Source organism: Anaerobacillus alkaliphilus (assembly GCF_004116265.1).
Lineage (GTDB): Bacteria > Bacillota > Bacilli > Bacillales > Anaerobacillaceae > Anaerobacillus > Anaerobacillus alkaliphilus.
Genome location: NZ_QOUX01000047.1, coordinates 622,642 through 640,570 on the forward strand (window position 1 = coordinate 622,642; position 17,929 = coordinate 640,570).

Annotated in this window: 18 protein-coding genes; 3 read left to right on the forward strand and 15 right to left on the reverse strand. The window is 39.0% G+C overall.

The window, feature by feature from the left end:
* Nucleotides 1–104: 104 nt before the first annotated feature.
* The 9 genes from DS745_RS23450 to DS745_RS23490 form a co-directional block, all read right to left on the reverse strand.
* A complete protein-coding gene (locus DS745_RS23450; RefSeq protein WP_129080651.1) occupies nucleotides 105–1,373 on the reverse strand; it encodes a peptidase in 1,269 nt (422 codons plus the stop codon).
* 25 nt (nucleotides 1,374–1,398) lie between these two features.
* Nucleotides 1,399–2,058 carry a 3-oxoacid CoA-transferase subunit B gene (locus tag DS745_RS23455; RefSeq protein ID WP_129080652.1) on the reverse strand — a complete coding sequence of 220 codons (660 nt, stop codon included), beginning with the start codon at nucleotides 2,056–2,058 and terminating at the stop codon, nucleotides 1,399–1,401.
* Nucleotides 2,043–2,717 carry a CoA transferase subunit A gene (locus DS745_RS23460; protein WP_129080653.1) on the reverse strand — a complete coding sequence of 225 codons (675 nt, stop codon included), beginning with the start codon at nucleotides 2,715–2,717 and terminating at the stop codon, nucleotides 2,043–2,045. Before DS745_RS23460 ends, DS745_RS23455 begins: the two co-directional genes overlap by 16 nt.
* Nucleotides 2,714–4,060 carry an aspartate aminotransferase family protein gene (locus DS745_RS23465; protein ID WP_129080654.1) on the reverse strand — a complete coding sequence of 449 codons (1,347 nt, stop codon included), beginning with the start codon at nucleotides 4,058–4,060 and terminating at the stop codon, nucleotides 2,714–2,716. The genes DS745_RS23460 and DS745_RS23465 overlap by 4 nt, the downstream gene beginning before the upstream one ends.
* Nucleotides 4,061–4,090: 30 nt before the next feature.
* Nucleotides 4,091–4,936, reverse strand: coding sequence for a putative beta-lysine N-acetyltransferase (gene ablB / locus DS745_RS23470; protein ID WP_129080655.1), 846 nt, complete (start codon nucleotides 4,934–4,936; stop codon nucleotides 4,091–4,093).
* Between the two features lie 44 nt (nucleotides 4,937–4,980).
* The gene (locus DS745_RS23475) at nucleotides 4,981–5,250 is read right to left on the reverse strand and encodes a YokU family protein (protein WP_129080656.1); all 270 of its coding nucleotides are present in this window, start codon (nucleotides 5,248–5,250) and stop codon (nucleotides 4,981–4,983) included.
* Nucleotides 5,251–5,271: 21 nt separating this feature from the next.
* Nucleotides 5,272–6,669 carry a lysine 2,3-aminomutase gene (kamA, locus tag DS745_RS23480; RefSeq protein WP_129080657.1) on the reverse strand — a complete coding sequence of 466 codons (1,398 nt, stop codon included), beginning with the start codon at nucleotides 6,667–6,669 and terminating at the stop codon, nucleotides 5,272–5,274.
* Between the two features lie 204 nt (nucleotides 6,670–6,873).
* Nucleotides 6,874–8,280 carry a sigma-54 interaction domain-containing protein gene (locus DS745_RS23485; RefSeq protein WP_129080658.1) on the reverse strand — a complete coding sequence of 469 codons (1,407 nt, stop codon included), beginning with the start codon at nucleotides 8,278–8,280 and terminating at the stop codon, nucleotides 6,874–6,876.
* Between the two features lie 182 nt (nucleotides 8,281–8,462).
* Nucleotides 8,463–9,725, reverse strand: coding sequence for an MFS transporter (locus DS745_RS23490; protein WP_129080659.1), 1,263 nt, complete (start codon nucleotides 9,723–9,725; stop codon nucleotides 8,463–8,465).
* A gap of 171 nt (nucleotides 9,726–9,896) precedes the next feature.
* On the opposite strand from DS745_RS23490, the gene DS745_RS23495 reads away from it, so the two are divergent.
* A complete protein-coding gene (locus DS745_RS23495) occupies nucleotides 9,897–10,169 on the forward strand; it encodes a hypothetical protein (RefSeq protein WP_129080660.1) in 273 nt (90 codons plus the stop codon).
* Between the two features lie 189 nt (nucleotides 10,170–10,358).
* Here DS745_RS23495 and DS745_RS23500 read toward each other — a convergent pair whose 3' ends face one another.
* The 5 genes from DS745_RS23500 to DS745_RS23520 all read right to left on the reverse strand — a co-directional run bounded on the left by DS745_RS23500 (nucleotide 10,359) and on the right by DS745_RS23520 (nucleotide 15,171).
* Nucleotides 10,359–11,786 carry a phospholipase D family protein gene (locus DS745_RS23500; protein ID WP_129080661.1) on the reverse strand — a complete coding sequence of 476 codons (1,428 nt, stop codon included), beginning with the start codon at nucleotides 11,784–11,786 and terminating at the stop codon, nucleotides 10,359–10,361.
* 100 nt (nucleotides 11,787–11,886) lie between these two features.
* Nucleotides 11,887–12,621: a sulfate/molybdate ABC transporter ATP-binding protein gene (locus tag DS745_RS23505; protein ID WP_129080662.1), complete on the reverse strand. Its 735-nt coding sequence runs from the start codon at nucleotides 12,619–12,621 to the stop codon at nucleotides 11,887–11,889.
* The gene (locus DS745_RS23510; RefSeq protein ID WP_129080663.1) at nucleotides 12,618–13,316 is read right to left on the reverse strand and encodes an ABC transporter permease; all 699 of its coding nucleotides are present in this window, start codon (nucleotides 13,314–13,316) and stop codon (nucleotides 12,618–12,620) included. The genes DS745_RS23505 and DS745_RS23510 overlap by 4 nt, the downstream gene beginning before the upstream one ends.
* Nucleotides 13,317–13,337: 21 nt before the next feature.
* Nucleotides 13,338–14,234: an ABC transporter substrate-binding protein gene (locus tag DS745_RS23515; RefSeq protein ID WP_129080664.1), complete on the reverse strand. Its 897-nt coding sequence runs from the start codon at nucleotides 14,232–14,234 to the stop codon at nucleotides 13,338–13,340.
* A 13-nt stretch (nucleotides 14,235–14,247) separates the two neighbouring features.
* A complete protein-coding gene (locus DS745_RS23520; RefSeq protein ID WP_129080665.1) occupies nucleotides 14,248–15,171 on the reverse strand; it encodes a substrate-binding domain-containing protein in 924 nt (307 codons plus the stop codon).
* A 293-nt stretch (nucleotides 15,172–15,464) separates the two neighbouring features.
* Here DS745_RS23520 and DS745_RS23525 point away from each other — a divergent pair, with 293 nt between their 5' ends.
* Together DS745_RS23525 and DS745_RS23530 are read left to right on the forward strand one after the other, a co-directional pair.
* Nucleotides 15,465–15,977, forward strand: a complete 513-nt coding sequence (locus tag DS745_RS23525) for a cation:proton antiporter regulatory subunit (RefSeq protein ID WP_129080666.1) — start codon at nucleotides 15,465–15,467, stop codon at nucleotides 15,975–15,977.
* A 5-nt stretch (nucleotides 15,978–15,982) separates the two neighbouring features.
* Nucleotides 15,983–17,152 carry a cation:proton antiporter gene (locus tag DS745_RS23530; protein WP_241657920.1) on the forward strand — a complete coding sequence of 390 codons (1,170 nt, stop codon included), beginning with the start codon at nucleotides 15,983–15,985 and terminating at the stop codon, nucleotides 17,150–17,152.
* A gap of 171 nt (nucleotides 17,153–17,323) precedes the next feature.
* Here DS745_RS23530 and DS745_RS23535 read toward each other — a convergent pair whose 3' ends face one another.
* Entirely contained in the window at nucleotides 17,324–17,677 is a 354-nt protein-coding gene (locus DS745_RS23535) for a VOC family protein (RefSeq protein WP_129080667.1), read from the reverse strand.
* Nucleotides 17,678–17,929: the final 252 nt, after the last annotated feature.

A 17,929-nucleotide genomic window follows, 5' to 3' on the forward strand; every position in this document is an offset into this window, starting at 1 on the left:
CCTTTCTTCTAGGCCTACATCATCCTATGCATTAGGCAGCGGGCATTCATCTTGTACAAGATAAAAGGGCTTTTGACTAGATCCCTAACAACAGCCCTCTATATTCAGTCACGATCATCCAAACCACACCACTCAATAACAGTAAGCGCAATAATTTCAGCTGCTTTAAAAATTTCATCTAATTCTATATACTCATTAGGAAAATGGGCCATACTTGATTTTCCTGGGCCAAATACAATTGAAGGTGTGTCACCTACTTGCGTTAAAAGTCCACCGTCCGTTCCCCAAGGAGAAGCTTCCACCGTTGCGTTTATCCCTGTAACGTCGAAAAACTTCTCTTCTACTATTTTCATCAACGGATGGTCAAGATCTATTGAACCGGGCAACCACTGAGCTCCGTACCATTCAAGCACAACAGGGTGATCAATAAACCACTCATCTATTGCCCCTAACCTTTCTAACCACTCAGCCAACTCCGCCTGGACTTCCTCAATCGTCTCGCTCGGTGCAATCCCTATTCGCCCTTCAAGCTTGACTAGATCTGCAACTGATGAAGGCCAATCTCCCCCTTCAATTCGACCAACATTGATTGGTACAGGAATAGGAATTGAACGATAAAGGGGATCATCTATTCGTTCATTGCGTATTTTTTCAAGCGCCAGAATATGATTAACAACTAATCCAGCTTTCTCAATAGCACTCACCCCGTGGTACCTGGTACCACCATGAGCGGAACGCCCTTTGACATGAATGCGAAACCACTTTGAACCTTGTTGTTTCGGAAATATCTTCATATCCGTTGGCTCAGGAATTATGGCTGCATCCGCTGTATATCCTTTCATGATCGCGGCAAGTGTTCCAGCACCGCCACTTTCTTCCTCCACAACACTATGAAGAATGACATCTCCCTTTAGCTTGATATTTAATTGTTGAATCGCTTCAATTGCTAAATAAAGGGACAGATTCCCACCCTTCATATCTGTGGTCCCACGCCCATACATTTTTCCATCTATTATGTTAGCTTCATAGGGAGAATTCTCCCACTGTGTACCATCTCCTGCAGGAACGACATCAACGTGACCATTTAAAACAATTGAAGGACCTCCACCCGTTCCTTTTAATAAGCCCACAACATTCGGACTGCCCTCAAACATCTCTCGGTTTGAAAAGAAGGAAGGATGCTCTTTCAACTGATTCCCATCAAGCTCCCAACTCTCCACCTCCAAACCTATTTCTTTAAATTTAGAGGCAATTAGCTGTTGAATGCTAGCTTCATTTCCCTGAGTACTTGGAAATCTCACAAGTTTTTCTAAAAATAGAATGGCGTCTTCTCGATTGGCCTGTAACCACTGATGAATTCTATCTTTTAACATGGTCACCTCACTCCTTCTTAGGTGGTTAAATGAGCTTTACGTCCTCACTAATGCTAAAATCCGCTCCGGTAGCAGTCTTTACATCCTCAACAGTATAGGGTTTCATAACCTCGATCAACAGTAAGCCTTCTCTAGAAACTTCAAACACTGCCATCTCCGTGATAATTAGATCAACACACGTTGGAGCAGTTAATGGCAGACTACAGGTCTTTAAGATTTTCGGACTCCCATTTTTATTCGTATGACTCATGAGTACAATCACTCTCTTTGATTTCTGAGCTAATTCAATCGCTCCACCCATTCCGGGGACCTTCTTTCCTGGAACAATCCAATTGGCCAAATCACCCTTTTCACTTACCTCCAACGCTCCAAGGATCGTCACATCAACCAATCCACGCCGAATAATACCAAAGGCAACAGCACTATCAAAATAGGATCCTCCAGGCACAATCGTGATGGGAAAGCCACCGGCATTACAGAGGTTTCCATCCTCTTCACCCTTTTTTGGACTAGGACCAGTTCCTAAGATACCATTCTCAGCATGAAACATTACATTCATCTCATCCGGTAGGTAATCGGCAACTAACGTTGGTATCCCAATGCCTAAATTAACTGTCATCCCATGAGTAATTTCACGAGCGGCTCGTTTGGCAATTCGCTCTCGACTGTCTACTCCCATACCCATTTCCAATCGACCCCCTGTGATTGAACAACCATATTGACAAACACACCAGGTGTGACAATCTCTTCTGGATTAAGTTCACCCACTTCAACAATTTCCTCTACTTCAGCAATCGTCACTTTACCTGCCATGGCAACTAAAGGGTTGGTATTTCTTGCACTCTTGTCATAGATTAGGTTTCCGTACCGATCACCCTTTTGGGCATAGACAATCGCTACGTCCGCCATAAGTGCCGATTCCACTAAAAAATCTTTTCCATTCACGGTAACCGTTTGTTTATTCTCACCAACGATACTATCAATACCCACATCGACCAAAATCCCGCCAAGCCCCATTCCTCCCGCACGAATCCTTTCTACTAATGTGCCTTGAGGTGAGAATTCGACTTGAAGTTTCCCTTCCGTCATTAGTTTTCCTGCCACTGGATTTGACCCTATATGTGAGGCAATTAGTGATTTTGCCCTTTCTGCACTTACTAGCTTCCCAATCCCGATCCAAGGAAACCCTGCATCATTTCCAATCAAATGAAGGTCTTTTACTTCTTTTTGTAAAATTCCTTCAATGAGAGTTGGAGGATTACCAACTCCTCCAAAGCCACCATACATTAGCGTCATTCCATCTTGAATTTGCTCTAATGCTTTCTCTAGAGTAACGACCTTCATGATACCTGCCCTCCATCAGTTGGATGTAATGAAGCTTCAACCTCTACCAACGCTCTTTTTAATCTCGTAACTAATTCATCTACTTCTTCTTTGGTAATAACAAGAGGTGGGGAAATCAAGATGGCATCACCGGTAATTCCTTCTTCTCCAGCGCTTGAAGGATAGACTAATAGACCATGCTCCATCGCTTTTTGAATGACAACGGTTGCTAATTTAATCGGAATTTTCTTTTCCTTGTCATAGACAAATTCGATGCCAATTAATAGCCCTTTGCCTCGAACATCACCTATGAAGCTGAACTCGTTGGCCAAGGTTGCTAGTTTATGCAGCAAGTAGTTTCCCATCATATGTCCCCGATCAATCAATTGAAGTTTCTCAATATAGTCCAAGACTGCTAGAGATACGGCAGCTGATTGTGGGTTTGCACTATACGTATGACCGCTCATAATTACCTTCGATCCTTGTAAAATAGGTTCCATCACTCGATCACTGACAATCGTTGCAGCCATTGGCGTATACCCTGCAGACATTCCTTTCCCAAGAGCAACAATGTCAGGTTGAACATTCCAGTGCTCAATCGCCAACATTTTTCCCGTGCGTCCGATGCCTGTCATTACTTCATCTGCTATAAATAGAATATCATTTCGTTCACAAATCTCTTTAATCTCCTGATAGTAACCTTCTGGTGGCACAATTGCTCCTCCCGCAGCCCCAATAATCGGCTCAGCAATAAAGGCGGCAATTGTCTGTTTGCCCATACGTTGAATCGTCTTTTCTAACTCACTGGCACAAAGAAGGTCGCAGCTAGGGTATGTTAACTTAAACGGGCAACGGTAACAATAAGGAGCAGAAACACTTGGAAACTCTTCTAACAAAGGAATAAAGCGTTCTCGACGCCCCACATGCCCTGACATTGATAAAGCTCCTAAGGTAATTCCGTGGTAACTGATAAATCGCGAAATAATTTTATTTTTGGTAAAAATACCTTGCTCCTGCCAATATTGGATCGCAATTTTCATCGCAGTTTCCGTTGCTTCTGAGCCGCTATTGACAAAGAAAGACCAATGTAAATCACCAGGTGTCAGCTCACTTAACTTCTTCGCCAACCTTTCCGCTGGTTCACTGGTAAACTGGGAGCGGTATACAAATGACACCTTGTTTGCTTGATCGTTTATCGCTTTAATAATTTCAGGAACACCATGGCCAATACTCGCAGTAACAGCTCCAGAGGAACCATCAATGTAATCTTTCTGATTTTTGTCGTACAAGTACACACCTTTTCCGTAATCAATTGTTGGATACACCGCGTCTAATATGGGTTTTATTAAGTAGCTACGCTCCATGATGCTTCCCTCCTTAGCGGTTAGAAAACGTTACACAAGTCGTTTCACCCAAACATTCATATTTTCATAGGCACCGTTCATGATACAGTTGTTCATTAACCTACCTCGATACTGATAGTCTAGCTTTTTTAAACAAGCATTCATGCCGTAGGATTGGGCTCTCGCCAATGAATAGGCACAATAGATCTGTTTCTTCGTTAACTCTTGTTCTAAACCTGACAACAACAACTGCATAAATCCATATTTTCGATGTTCTGGCAGAGTCGCGCAATCCGTCATTTCAGCGTTATGATAAGCCTCATTGACTTCAGCAGAAGCAGCACTAACAATCTCACCCTTCCATTCAACTACAAAAAAGATTGTTCCATCGTCCATGACTTTTCTGATATACTCGGGTTCATTCATTGGTGTTGGATAGGTTTGAAACACTCTTCCATAAAGTTCTGCTAGTGCTTGGCAATCGTTAGAACCAGCGAGTCTCATTAAGTAGCCATCTGGAAGTTGACTAGATTGTGCGGTGGGTAAAAGAAAGATCTTCTCACACATTTCATCTTCTTTTTCCAACGTAAGGCTTGTTCGACGATTATCATTCAAATAATAAACCATAAAATAGGCATCACTACCGTTAAAGTACCGATCAATCATCCCTTCTAAAGTGTAGCCTCGAGCCAATAATTCACGCCAATCCTCACCTCTCGCTTTTATAATTACCTTTGTAAAAGAATATTGTTCCGCTAACGCTTTCATTCTTGCCATGATTGAATTTATATTCCCTCGATAATCATCGACTCTAATTCTTTCATTTATAAAATCAATCGTAACATCGATAAAGAAGTCTGGACCTGTTTCCGTGTTGCTTATATAAGGTACTCCCATCGTATTCTCTCCCTTCTAAAGAGAGTGAGCCCCTAAATAGGGACTCACTTTTTCAACTCAAATATATTTCGATAAGGCGCACTCATCAGTTCTTGATGAGTAATTTCTCTTTTCCCTTGAGGCAGTTCTCTTGCGTACAAAGCCATATCTATCTCATGGTTCATTTCATCTGTTAAATAAGATCCACAATCCTTGCATAACAAGGCAGGAATTTGAAGTATTTCAACTGCATCCGTTCCATCAGGTAATATCCAATAACAATCTTTCGTTGTTTCTTCTATGTCTTTTCGCTCACACCACATACATTCCATCATAAAGCCCCCTTACCATTCATTTTATGAAGTCTCTAGGTTTTCTTTCCTCTTTTTCTCTTGCGACTTCATCATTCTTTCCTTCATCTGATCGCGTTTTTCTCGTCGTTCCTTTAGCGTCGAATGGTCTTCAGCTGACTGATATGCCTCGCGTTTTTCTTTTCGGCGTAAGCCCTCTGGCACAAGATTAAATTTTTCATCATTTAATAGTGCAGAAATACCCACTGCCTTCTCTTCCTTAACCCCATATATCTCGTTAAAATAGGCGTCCGCCTGCCCTGGAACATAATTTTTTGGTTCAGGATAGGAAGTAATGACACCTTCAAAATTTCGTAGCACGATCTTATCTGGACTCTGAGAAATAATATAGTTCGGTTGGATTGCAATCTTACCGCCTCCACCAGGAGCATCGACAACAAATGCCGGGACAGCGTAGCCTGATGTATGACCACGTAAACCTTCAATAATTTCTAGACCCTTCGATACCGGAGTACGGAAGTGACCAATACCTTCTGACAAATCGCATTGATAAATATAATAAGGACGAACTCTTGTGCGAACTAAATCATGCATTAATTTCTTCATGATTGGCACGCTGTCGTTAATGCCGGCAAGAATAACAGCCTGATTTCCAAGTGGCACTCCAGCATTTGATAACATGTCACATGCTTTCTTTGCTTCATCAGTTATTTCTAAAGAATGGTTGAAGTGAGTATTTAACCATACAGGGTGGTATTTCTTTAAGATATTGCAAAGGTTTTCTGTAATTCGTTGTGGAAAAACAACCGGTGCTCTTGTACCGATACGAATGATTTCGACATGTGGGATGGCACGTAAATTCTTTAAGATATATTCTAGGATTGTGTCATTTATAAGTAAGCCGTCCCCACCAGAGATCAATACATCTCGCACTTCAGGTGCATTTCGAATATAGTTAATCGCAACATCTAATTGTTTCTTAGGTACACCCATTCCTACCTGCCCTGAAAAGCGACGACGAGTACAGTAACGACAATACATCGAACATTGATTAGTTACTAAAAACAACACTCGATCAGGATAGCGATGGGTTAAGCCCGGAACTGGGGAATCCTCGTCTTCATGCAATGGATCTTCTAAGTCGTACTTCGTTTTATGAATTTCGGCGGATAACGGCACCGACTGCATACGAATTGGACAACGTGGATCGTCTGGGTTCATAAGTGATGCATAGTACGGAGTAATATTTAAAGGAATTGTTTGTGTTGAAATTCGAACCCCTTCTTCTTCATCTGGAGTTAAATTTACTACCTTCTTTAGATCTTCTAATGTACGAATCGTGTTCGTCAACTGCCACATCCAATCGTTCCATTTTTCTTCAGGGACGTCTTTCCATAATTCAATTTCTGTGTAATGCCTTCTTACTTTTTTCTCAGTGTTCATAAATGTAGCCTCCTAGGCAGGTATTTTTTTGTAAGAATTAAGCCGAAGTATTGAAAGTTGGCGATTAGCTCTTTTTTCAGATACTTACCTAGGGAGATGCAAAAACCATGCCAAAACGAAAACACTGAATAACCAATGTAAAAATAGTCAAAACGCCAAAAAACTGGCAGCAAATGATTTATCATCGCTGCCAGTTTTTTGGCATTATTTCTCAATCCCATATTTATTTAGCTTGTATTGTAGCGCCTGACGCTTTAACCCCAGGGCTTTTGCGGTTTTACTAATATTACTGTCGTTTTCTTTAAAGACTTGCAATATCGTTTCACGCTCATATTCTTCCATCATATTCGGTAAATTCATTTCTCCTTTATGGTCTAAAGGACTCTTCGGTACTGGGATTGCTGTCGCTGATTGAAAAATATGAGCTGGCAAATGCCGCTTTTCAAGCTTGTCATAGCCAATGTCAATCACGTTAAAAGCAGATTCCATGGCATGACTCAACTCACGAATATTCCCAGGCCAATGATAGGATCGTAAGCTATGTAAGGCCTCATCGGTGATGGTTTGGACATCTGATCCAAACTCATTATTTAATTTTTTCATAAAATAATCTGCCAAGAGTGGGATATCCGTTTTTCTCTCTTGAAGTGTGGGAAGTTGAACATGAACAACGTTTAAACGGTAGTATAAATCCGTTCGCAAGATTTTTTGCTCTAATGCCTTCATAGGGTCAATATTCATTGCCGTAATAATTCGAACATCCATTTCTTTTTCTGTATCACCACCAAGACGACGAACTTTCCCGTCTTGTAACACCCGTAACAATTTTGCCTGTAAAACTAGATCTAAACTATTTAACTCATCAAGAAAAAGTGTACCTTTATTAGCTTGTTCAAAAATACCTGGGCGATCAATCGCTCCTGTGAAAGCACCTTTCGTTGTCCCAAATAACAATCCTTCCATTAGTTCCTTTGGAACAGCCGCACAATTTAACGCGATAAACGGTTCTTCGCGTCTAATACTCGCATTATGGATACTTTGTGCAACCAATTCTTTTCCAGTACCCGTTGCACCGCAAATCATTACGGGTGATAGCGACCGCGCTGCCTTCTTGGCGATCATCAGCGCCTTTTGAAAATTTGAACTGTTGCCGATTAAATCTCCAAAGTGAAAATCTGCAGAACCTTTTGTTACTCTCCCTTTTTTCTTTGTTTCAAATAACTCTTTTCGTAGCTCTAGCGTTTGATCATACATTCTAACAATTCTGGTAATGTCCTTGGCCGTCTCGACTGCTCCGATAATTTCGTCCCCCTCAAAAAGGGGATACGTGCTATTAATCGTGGTAATTTGTTTACCTTGAAAATTAACATATGTTTGCATAGCTTCAACGGTTTGTATTCCTTTTTTCAATGCTAAATTTATCGTACTCGTTTCAACAGTCAGTGATGGGTACAGTTCAAAAAACGGCTTTCCAATCACATTTTCTCGGTTCATCCCATCAATCTCCGCCATTGTCTGATTATAAAATACCGTATGCCCATTTTTATCGACGACATGAACACCTACATGAACCAAATTTAACACCCATTCATAATGCTTCGACCACTCCATTTTTCTTTCTCCTCCCTGCCAACTTTTTTCTGGGCTAGGACATTCGAAAAGAATCTTGTTATTTGGTTAAATTTCATAATTATTTAATTAAGCCACATTCGAACGAAATTCTAGTGGCGAACCTATTGAATTATGAAATTCATTATCTATTATATGAATGGTTTTGGAAAAATTACAAATGATTACCCTACTTTAGATTTTTCTAAACTTGAAGAATGTCTAATTTTTCTCTCTACATAAAGTACTACTACTAGGAAAGCCAAGCCTCCAACTAAACGGAATACCGATGAAATGCTCATGGCAACATTCATCCCATACAACTCTAGAAATAAAACGCCAAGCTGAGGTGAGATAAAGCCTATCCCTGCAATAATAACATTATAGCTTGCTAGATAAGACGTTCGGTCGTTTTCTGGGGATACTTTTAACAACTGATTGAAAAGAAGCATCGTCGTTCCAGCAACAAACGTACCCGACCAAAGGTTAACTACTGTTAAGTACACCAGATTCGTAGATAAAATCGTCAAAATCGGAGCAGTAGTCATTCCAATCGCTGCGACAAGCAGCATCATACTGTTCCCTTTTTTATCGGCGTATTTTCCCCACCACTTGTAGCTAATAATCTGCGAAATTTGGTTTGCCACCGTAAATAAACTCACCCAAAAAGCAGTTGCTCCTGCGTAGTTAATTTGATAAATGTTAAAAAGTGGCCAAGCCATTTGCCACCCGAAGTTAAACAATAAGGCACAAATCAGGAAATATAGATAGGGTTTATGACTAACGATCTTTGACACTATATTAAAATTGATCTTTTTTGTCTCTTTTTTAGGAACGACTCTGCGGTGTTCAATATGTTTCATTAGATAATAGACTTCAACCACACCAAATAAAAAGCCAAGTGTGAAAAAGATCTGGTAAGGACCTGCGGCTGAGACATCAAACATATTTAAGATAATACCAACAGTAAACGTCGTAATCATTCCGACGATTGTTAGAATTTTATTTCTCTGACTAAAAAACTGTCCTCTGCGCTCGTCTGGAATGAGATCACCGATAAACGATTGCCAAGATAACGTCGCTAGTGCCGTTGGGAAATTCATTAAGGCAATCAGTACGACTAAAATCCATGCTTGGTTTGTAAATTTAATAAACGGGATAAATACCAATAGTAATAGAAAAAAACGTGCTGCTAAAATTGAAATGGCGGTAAACTTCTTCTTCGTCTCCAAGCGATTAATCCAGATCGCTCCGGGAATCATCGCCAAAATACTCATTAGTGACGGTAGTGAACTAATGAGTCCGACTTGCTGATTACTTGCACCTAACACCTGAATAGCAAACAAAGGAATAAAGCCTGTAACTAGACTTCCGGCAATTATCGAATAAGCTCCATTCCAAATACTGTTACGTTCATTTGATTTAATTGTCTCTGGTAGGTAAAACATACCTCTTTCATCTTCCTTCTATGTTTAGTGACTCGAAATGTTTTTATAGAAGGAGTTTACTCCTCTTTTATGTAACTTTCAATCTTTTTTTTACAGTCTAAAAATTATAGGCTCAACACTCTGTTTCAAAGAGCATAGGCTACAAGAAAAAGCTACATTGAGGAGAAGAATATGTATTATTATCCAATCCGTTATTTACCCTACTACCCATATCAAACCACACCACTTCCTTATTATCCGTACCCAGATCCTGTAGCATTTGACCCTTATAAAGTTGACCTCCCGAAAATTACCCACCCAGCTAATCGGTGTCAGAAAGAATGTCTATCCATGGGCTATCGACCGGGTACATTTGAATGGCAGCAGTGTATAAAAGGTTGTTCCTATTACTTAGGGTCGTTACTGGATGATCCACAGTTTATTGAGGATATGATGGAGAAATGAGTTTCGGGGACTGAGAAGCTCTTATTTTCGAAAAAAAAGCCTCTTTTGGATTTTCGCGGGCACAAGAGACCTTATTTGCTAGAAAACAAGAAGCAATCGGTTAAAATATACCAAATAGCATCCTCTGAGTCCGCGAAATTTCAAAAAACAAGTAATTTAACAAAATAAGAGTTCTTGAGTCCGCTTCATTTAAAACGTCGTCAATCTCGTCATCTTTTGCAAACGAAACAATGCCATTTTATATTTAGGATAATCCTCAATGTACTCACTAGCAGCAACCGTGTAAATCCCAGTCTCATTATTCCACAGTCTAGAGAAATACTCATTTACTTCTTGAACAAATGGATGGTCATTAGGGGCAACAACCTTAAGACTCGTATCAAGATTATAATCGTTTAAATTTCGACGAGTGAAATTGGCGGAACCGCCAATTACAACACTTTCTTTCGCCTTCTCAATCAAGATAAGTTTCGCATGGTACTGCTCATCATGGGTATGATAGAACCTCACATCAATGGTTTCAAGATTTTTGTCCAACATTTCTTTGGCAACTGGACGATTGGGAATGCCAATATTATCGGTACCAAAAATCGTTTCATTCGGATCTAAGATAAGTTGCACACGAACTCCACGCCTACCTGCTTTTACAATCTCATCAACGACATCTCTTTCAGACAAGAAAAACATCCCTAAATTAATGGAGTCTCCTATATTCGTTTTCCTTATTTCTTCGAGAAGGTTCATGCGTATTTTTCCCTCTGTTAAAAGCTGTACTTTCATTTGTTGCTCTTCTTCAACTAAACCACTAGCCTGAACGTTCTTGGGACTAGCCAACTGATATCCACCTGAGAAATTTGCGACTGCTTGTTCAGATTCTAGAAGGTCCTCTATAATTCCACCTTGTACGACGAAAGCAATGTCGGAATTATAACCACTAGCGTCGTGAGGGTTTGCTGAGGTAATCATCGCTTCTTTTTCGGTTGCGAGGACCTTTCTGTGGTTCCCCTTCAAGTTAAACATTTTAAAATACGAGCGTAAGGTTACCTCTGGACCATCATCATTGAATGGATTGGTCATTCGAGCTTCTCCTTCTCGGCCAAAGTTTTTTAAAAAAGCACGCCAAAATCCAGAATAAAGGGGGTTTGCATCTCGTAAAGGCGTAAGATTTGTCTCAATCACATCAACTCCGGCTTTTCTCAGCTCCTGAAAATGCTCAGGTTTATAAGAACCATAGACTGTATTGATCTGGTCAGTAATAAACGTGATTGGCATGGATGGATGCTCCTGCTTCTTGTCTCTCAATGCTTCAGTTATTTTTTCAGTAATACCTGGATAGTCTTTTTCACTATCATACTGAGAATTAAACAAAAACATATCAAACACAATGAATTCTTCAGCTTCATCGACTATTTTGATGACCCGGTCAAAAATACGTCGTTCCGAAACTACTTCTCCTTCTTTTTCATAGGTCAAATCATATAAAAACTCCACATTCGAAACTGTATGTTCTCTCCCTTCAAAAGAAACCCCCTCAGGCAGAGGTTTCAATAAGCCATAAGCTGTGTAGCCTGCTACTACTACCAGCAAAAAGAGGAAAACAAACATTACCTTTCGCATGAATTCATCCCTCCGTTATAACGCTTTTGTCCAATTAGCGTACCCACTAAGCTTCTATAAATTCCAAAAAAAGAACTTTCCCCCAAATGGGAAAGCTCATCTAGATTGTATAAAGTTCTTTCCACTTATTTAAAAATCGTCCGGCAGCCTCATTTGGCTGATCGATCACTTCTTTTGTTACCCCTTGTTGAATGATCTTCCCATCCATTATCACCACTAACCTTTTCGTTAGATGCTTAATTTCCAATAATTCATGACTAACAAAAAAAGTGGTTGTACCAGTGTCATGTAAAATCTCTTTAAAATCTTCAATGAGTTGTGCCTTTGTTGGAAAATCAAGCGCGGAAAATGGCTCATCCAAAAACAGTACCTCAGGCTCTAAAATCAACGCCCTAGCTAGATTAACCCTTTGAGCTTCCCCACCAGATAAAGCTCTTGCATTCTTTTTCGCTAAGTGGCCAATCTGAAACTTCTCCAACCAATGATCAACTTTTTCCTGAATAGCCTTTTTATTTTCTTTTCTAAGCTTCAATCCTATTGCAACGTTTTGGTGTACATCCATATCAAATAAGAGTGACTGTTGCATGGCAACAGCAAACCTTCTTCTAAGCTCTAGTGAAAAAGAGTTTGCATCCTCTTTTTCACCTCTATAGAAAACTTGTCCCTCATTTGGCGCTTGTAAGAATGCTAATACTTTTAGTAAAGTACTTTTTCCAGCACCATTTGGACCAATCACTCCTACCAAATCTCCTTGTTGGATCGAAAAACTAGCGACATCTAAGAGTGTTTGCTTATTAGCAGTTACCTTCACATCATATAATTCTAATATCTTCATAGTCGCTGCTTCCTTTGCTGTAATGACGTTAATAAAAACGTAATCATAAATGCTAATGTCATTAGGATAAATGAAAGGGCAATCGCTACATCAAAGTTTCCTTTTGACACTTCCATTACCATCGAAGTCGTTAAGATACGCGTATCACCCTTAATATTTCCTCCGACCATCATCGCAGCACCCACTTCCGCAAGCACTCGGCCTAGCCCAGCCATAATGGCCGCAAAAATAGCTAACCTTGTTTCTCGAAGTAAAAGTCCAATGCGTTGAAAACCAGTTGCACCTAACGCTCTAATTTGCATCAGCATTTTTTGATCAATCTGCTGAAAAGCCGCCGATGTAAGACCAATGATGATTGGTAAGGATACAAGTATTTGTGCCATAACAATTGCATGAGTCGTGTATAGTAGCCCTAAATGACCTAGTGGACCTGACCGCCATAGGAGCATCGTAATATAAAGACCCGCTACAACTGGCGGTAAGCCCATACCAATATTCACAAAGACAAGAACGATTTTTTTACCTGGAAATGAGTGTAGCCCTAATAGAACTCCTAACGGAATACCGACAACGGTACTAATAAAAATAGCGGTCAAACAAACCCGTAACGTTGTATAGGTAATTTGAAGTATTTCCCGATCGCCACTTAAAATCATCTCAATGGCTTTTGCTATACCTTCAAAAAACAAATTCATGATGCAACACTCACTTATACTTTATTCTGTATATTGGAAAAACAATGGCTGACCGTATTGTTCGACACCAAAATCTTTAATAATCTCTTGTACTTCAGCACTTACCATAAATTCAACAAATAGGTTACCAGCTTCACCATTTACTAAACTATGTTTCTCATCGTTTACTTGCATTACGTGATAGATGTTTAATAGGACATCGTCACCTTCTACTAAAATAACCATATGTTCAAAATTCTTTGCATGAGCTAAATAGGTCGCGCGGTCTGTTAACACATAACCGTCTTTTTCAGCACTTAATTGAAGTGTATTACCCATTCCTTGCCCAGTTTCTAAATACCAATCAAGACCAGTAGGATTTAATTCTGCAGCAGCCCAAAGATTTAACTCCATTTTATGAGTACCTGAATCGTCTCCTCTAGAGACGAAAGTTGCTCCACTATTAAAAATGTTCGCAAATGCCGTTTTCGCATCTGCGCCTTTAATCCCAGCTGGATCTACCTCTGGACCTACAATAACAAAGTCATTATACATAACTCTTTTTCTTTTAACAACGTCTTGGCTTTCTACTAGTTTTAGTTCAGAAGCAGGAGCATGAGTTAAAAGTGCGTCTGCCTCACCTTTTTCACCCATTGCTAGCGCTTGACCAGTACCTACTGCAATTGTTTTCACTTTGATGTTGTGCTTTTCTTCAAACAGTGGAATTAATACATCTAATAAACCACTGTCTTGAGTACTTGTTGTCGTTGCCAAGATCATTTCTTGAGCTTCCGTTTGTGGTGCTTCAGTTTCAGTCGTCTCCGTAACCTCATTGGCAACCTCAGTTTCCTTTGCTGGTTCAGCGTTGTTCGAACAAGCCACCATCACAAACATCAATAATGCAAACAAGCTTAAGATTAATTTACTGTTACTTTTCATTGTAAAGCTCCCCCTAATTAATTGTTGTATATTTTATTTCTCCTAAACCCTTTAACTTGTAACCTGGTATTTTCGTAATTTGTGTTTTAAACTCTTCGGTACAAATTAATTCATACAGGCTAGTTAAATCTTTTTCATTATCATCTGTCCAGCGAAACACAAGGTCAAATTGTTCTTCCGTAACCGGAATGAAATCTAATCCTAATTGATCTGCTGCAGATTTAATTCCAAACCCTACATCTGCACTTCCTCTACTAATGTGAGAAGCTGTCGACAAATGGTTCCACTCTTCGTTATCGTAGCCCTTAACTTCCTTTGGGCTTATCTCATGCTGTGCTAAAAAAGCATCCAATAAAAAGCGAGTCCCCGAACCTTTTTGTCGATTGACGAATGAAACATCTCTCCTTGTTAAGTCACCAAAGCTTGTAATCACTTTAGGATTCCCTTTCGCGACAATAAAGCCTTGTTCCCTTGAAGCTAGTCCAATCACCGAAATCTTCTCATGAACAAACAACTGCTTGATAAATGGAATGTTATATTGTTTTGAGTTTGGATCAAGTAAATGAACCGCCGCCACGTCAGCAGCACCTCGATACAGCATCATTAAACCTTCAAGACTCCCAATATAGGTTGGTTGCAGTTGCAAATTTGTCTTTTTACTTACATATTTGGTTAATTGTTCAACCAAGAAATCATGGCTACCCGTTAACCTAATTGTCGTACTGAGTGAAGGCTGGGCAATCACTGCATTTGACGTATGATTTTGATGAGCTTGAGAACTACTTTTGAAGCGCTCGACTTCTTCAGGGTTTATTCTCATCTTATTTCCAATTTTGAAAGCTTGTAATTCGCCACGCTTAATCAGCTCATAAACCGTATGCTTAGATATTTTAAACATTTTCGCTATCTCATCTGGTGTATATGTACTGTCTGTCATCGTTTGCCTCCCTTTAACAATCCTACCTTAGTTAAAAATAACTTATTTTCATTTAACTTTCAACCGTTTTATTTAGTTTCGTTATGTTTTGTTTAGTTTCGTTAAATTTCGTTATAAATAGATCAGTTGTCTTATGTTTTTTTAAAACCTAGCATAATGAACATTAGAGGAATTAGTAGAGTTGAACTATGAAGTACCTCGTATATCTATACATAAATTGGAGGTTGAGTTAAACTAATATAAGTATAAGTGCTGATAACGGCAACTAAATTATGGAATAAGGAGAAGATCAAATGAAGACGATCGTAACCGATTTACCTACTATTGGAAAGAAGATTACAATGGTGACATCGAAAAATGAGAAAATTAATTTAATTACACATCATACGGGTAAACGAGATTTATACTTTTCACATGACGTAGATGATGACGAAGCAGATTATGCCATCGAATTATCTGCTCAAGACACACGGGAGTTAGGTGCACAATTGCTAGGTGCTAGTTATCAGCCCGGGGATACCGATCAAATGAAAATGGTTAAAGGTGCAATGGTATTAGAGTGGTACACTTTAACACAAAATAGTGTTTTAGTAGGAAAGACTTTAATGGAGTCCGATATCAGAGCGAAAACTGGCGCTATGGTAGTAGCGATAACAAGAGGAGAAAATGTCATTGTAAGTCCTTCAGCTGATGAAGTTCTAAAAACAGAAGATGTCCTAATGGTGGCTGGAAGTAGGGACAATATTTCTTCATTTGAAGATTGGATTAAAACGCAATACATTAATCCGAACAACCGAGGAGTGTGATTTAATTGTTCTCGGATTACAACATGATATTAAATAGTGGGCTTTTATTTCTCCTGCTATTCGTGGCTGGTTTTATAGGCGTTAAAGTGAAAGTGCCGAATGTAATTATTTACATATTATTGGGGATCGTTGTAGGTGGTTTGTTTACCGATTTAAAACTACTGCATGTAATGGGTGAAATAGGGATCATCTTATTATTCTTTTTACTCGGTTTAGAGTTCCCGATAAAAAGATTAGTTGGTATAGCCAAAAAGGTAGCCCCTGCAGGTGTCTTAGATGTCCTATTATGCTTAGGATTACCCATGGCTCTTTGTATGGTATTTGGTTTGGATTTACTAACGAGCTTCATTATTGGTGGTATTACATATGCGACTAGTAGTTCAATCACAGCAAAATTGTTAGAATCTAATAAGCGTATGGCGAACACTGAAAGTGAGTTTATGTTAGGCTTATTAATTTTTGAAGACTTAGTAGCACCGATAGTAGTGGCGATTTTAGTTGCTCTAACTGCAGGTATAGGATTAACTGCATTTGATTTTAGTATGATATTTGTAAAAATTATAGGTATGACTATCCTTGCAATTTTGTTAGGTGTATTCGTATTTAGTAAACTGGCTACTTTCTTTGATACTTATATGAACAGTGACGTAATGATCTTGCTTATTGTAGGACTAGCTTTAGCTTTTGGTGGTTGGGCACTGCAGTTGGGATTGTCAGAAGTATTAGGGGCATTCTTAATAGGAATTACGTTAGCAGAAGTGAAAAGACCTGAACCTATGGAGCATTTATTGTTGCCAATGAAAGACTTGCTATTACCCTTGTTTTTCTTATATTTTGGTACAACGATAGAGTTTGGTGCAATCCCAATGCTATCCTTATTAATCATCTTAATCGTGTACACAATTGTTGCAAAAGTAATAGTCGGAATAGTTGGCGGTAAATGGTATGGGTTAAATAAGAGAACGGCATTAAAGGCTGGATTGTCTTTAACAGCTAGAGGTGAGTTTTCGGTAATCATCGCTAGTTTAGCAGTTGGTGAGTATGCTCTATTTGGAGGATTATATATCTTAATCACCGCATCCATAGGTATTGTTTTGTTCCAGTTAGCGCCTAAGATTGCAAATAAAGTGTATGGTAATGAGAAAGTGAAGAAAAAAATCGCGATACCTAGTTAGTGTAAGGGGTGCGATTTCGGGAGACAATGCGTAAAAATGAAAATAACGAAGTAAATACCACTTTAAAATTATGAAGAGCACCTGAATTAGTCAGGTGCTTTTTCAAGGTGTATATAATTCCTTCTTGTGCTTTTTATTCGTTTAGTGAAAAAGTTGCAAAAGTACCTAAACCTACTCCCAAAAACAGACTTGTAACTTATTACCATCTGCATCGTAGAAATCAAAAAAATTATTAACTCCATCAATCTGAATTTCCCCGCAACTAACTCCTTTTTCTTTTAAACTTTGATATGTTTCTTTAATATTTTTAGTAAAAAAGATTGGATATGTTTGGTTAGAAGTTGAAGTCTTATCATTATCTTGCTCAATTGTTAAAGGTACTGAACTATCACCAATACTTAAAACTCGATAACTTAAACCTTGATAAACAACTTTAAAACCTAATTTCTCCTGATACCACAAACTTGATTCCTCAATGTTACGAACTTTTATACAAACTGTATCAATTCTTTCAATGAAACTCATGTTTGACACATCTCCTTTATTTAATATATTCCGTAAATAATTCTTTTTTATTATTAATAAATCGCTCTTATAGATTACTGCTTCGTTTGTTTAAGTATCCTATTCACAAAGACACTTTTTAATTGCACGTCTGTATTACCATAAATGTCTAGTACACCTCGGAGAGTCGTTAATAATTCCAATATTCTAAACAGAATTAAACTAGCAAGGGATTTACCAAATCCCTTGCTAGTAGTAATCATAGTTATGATA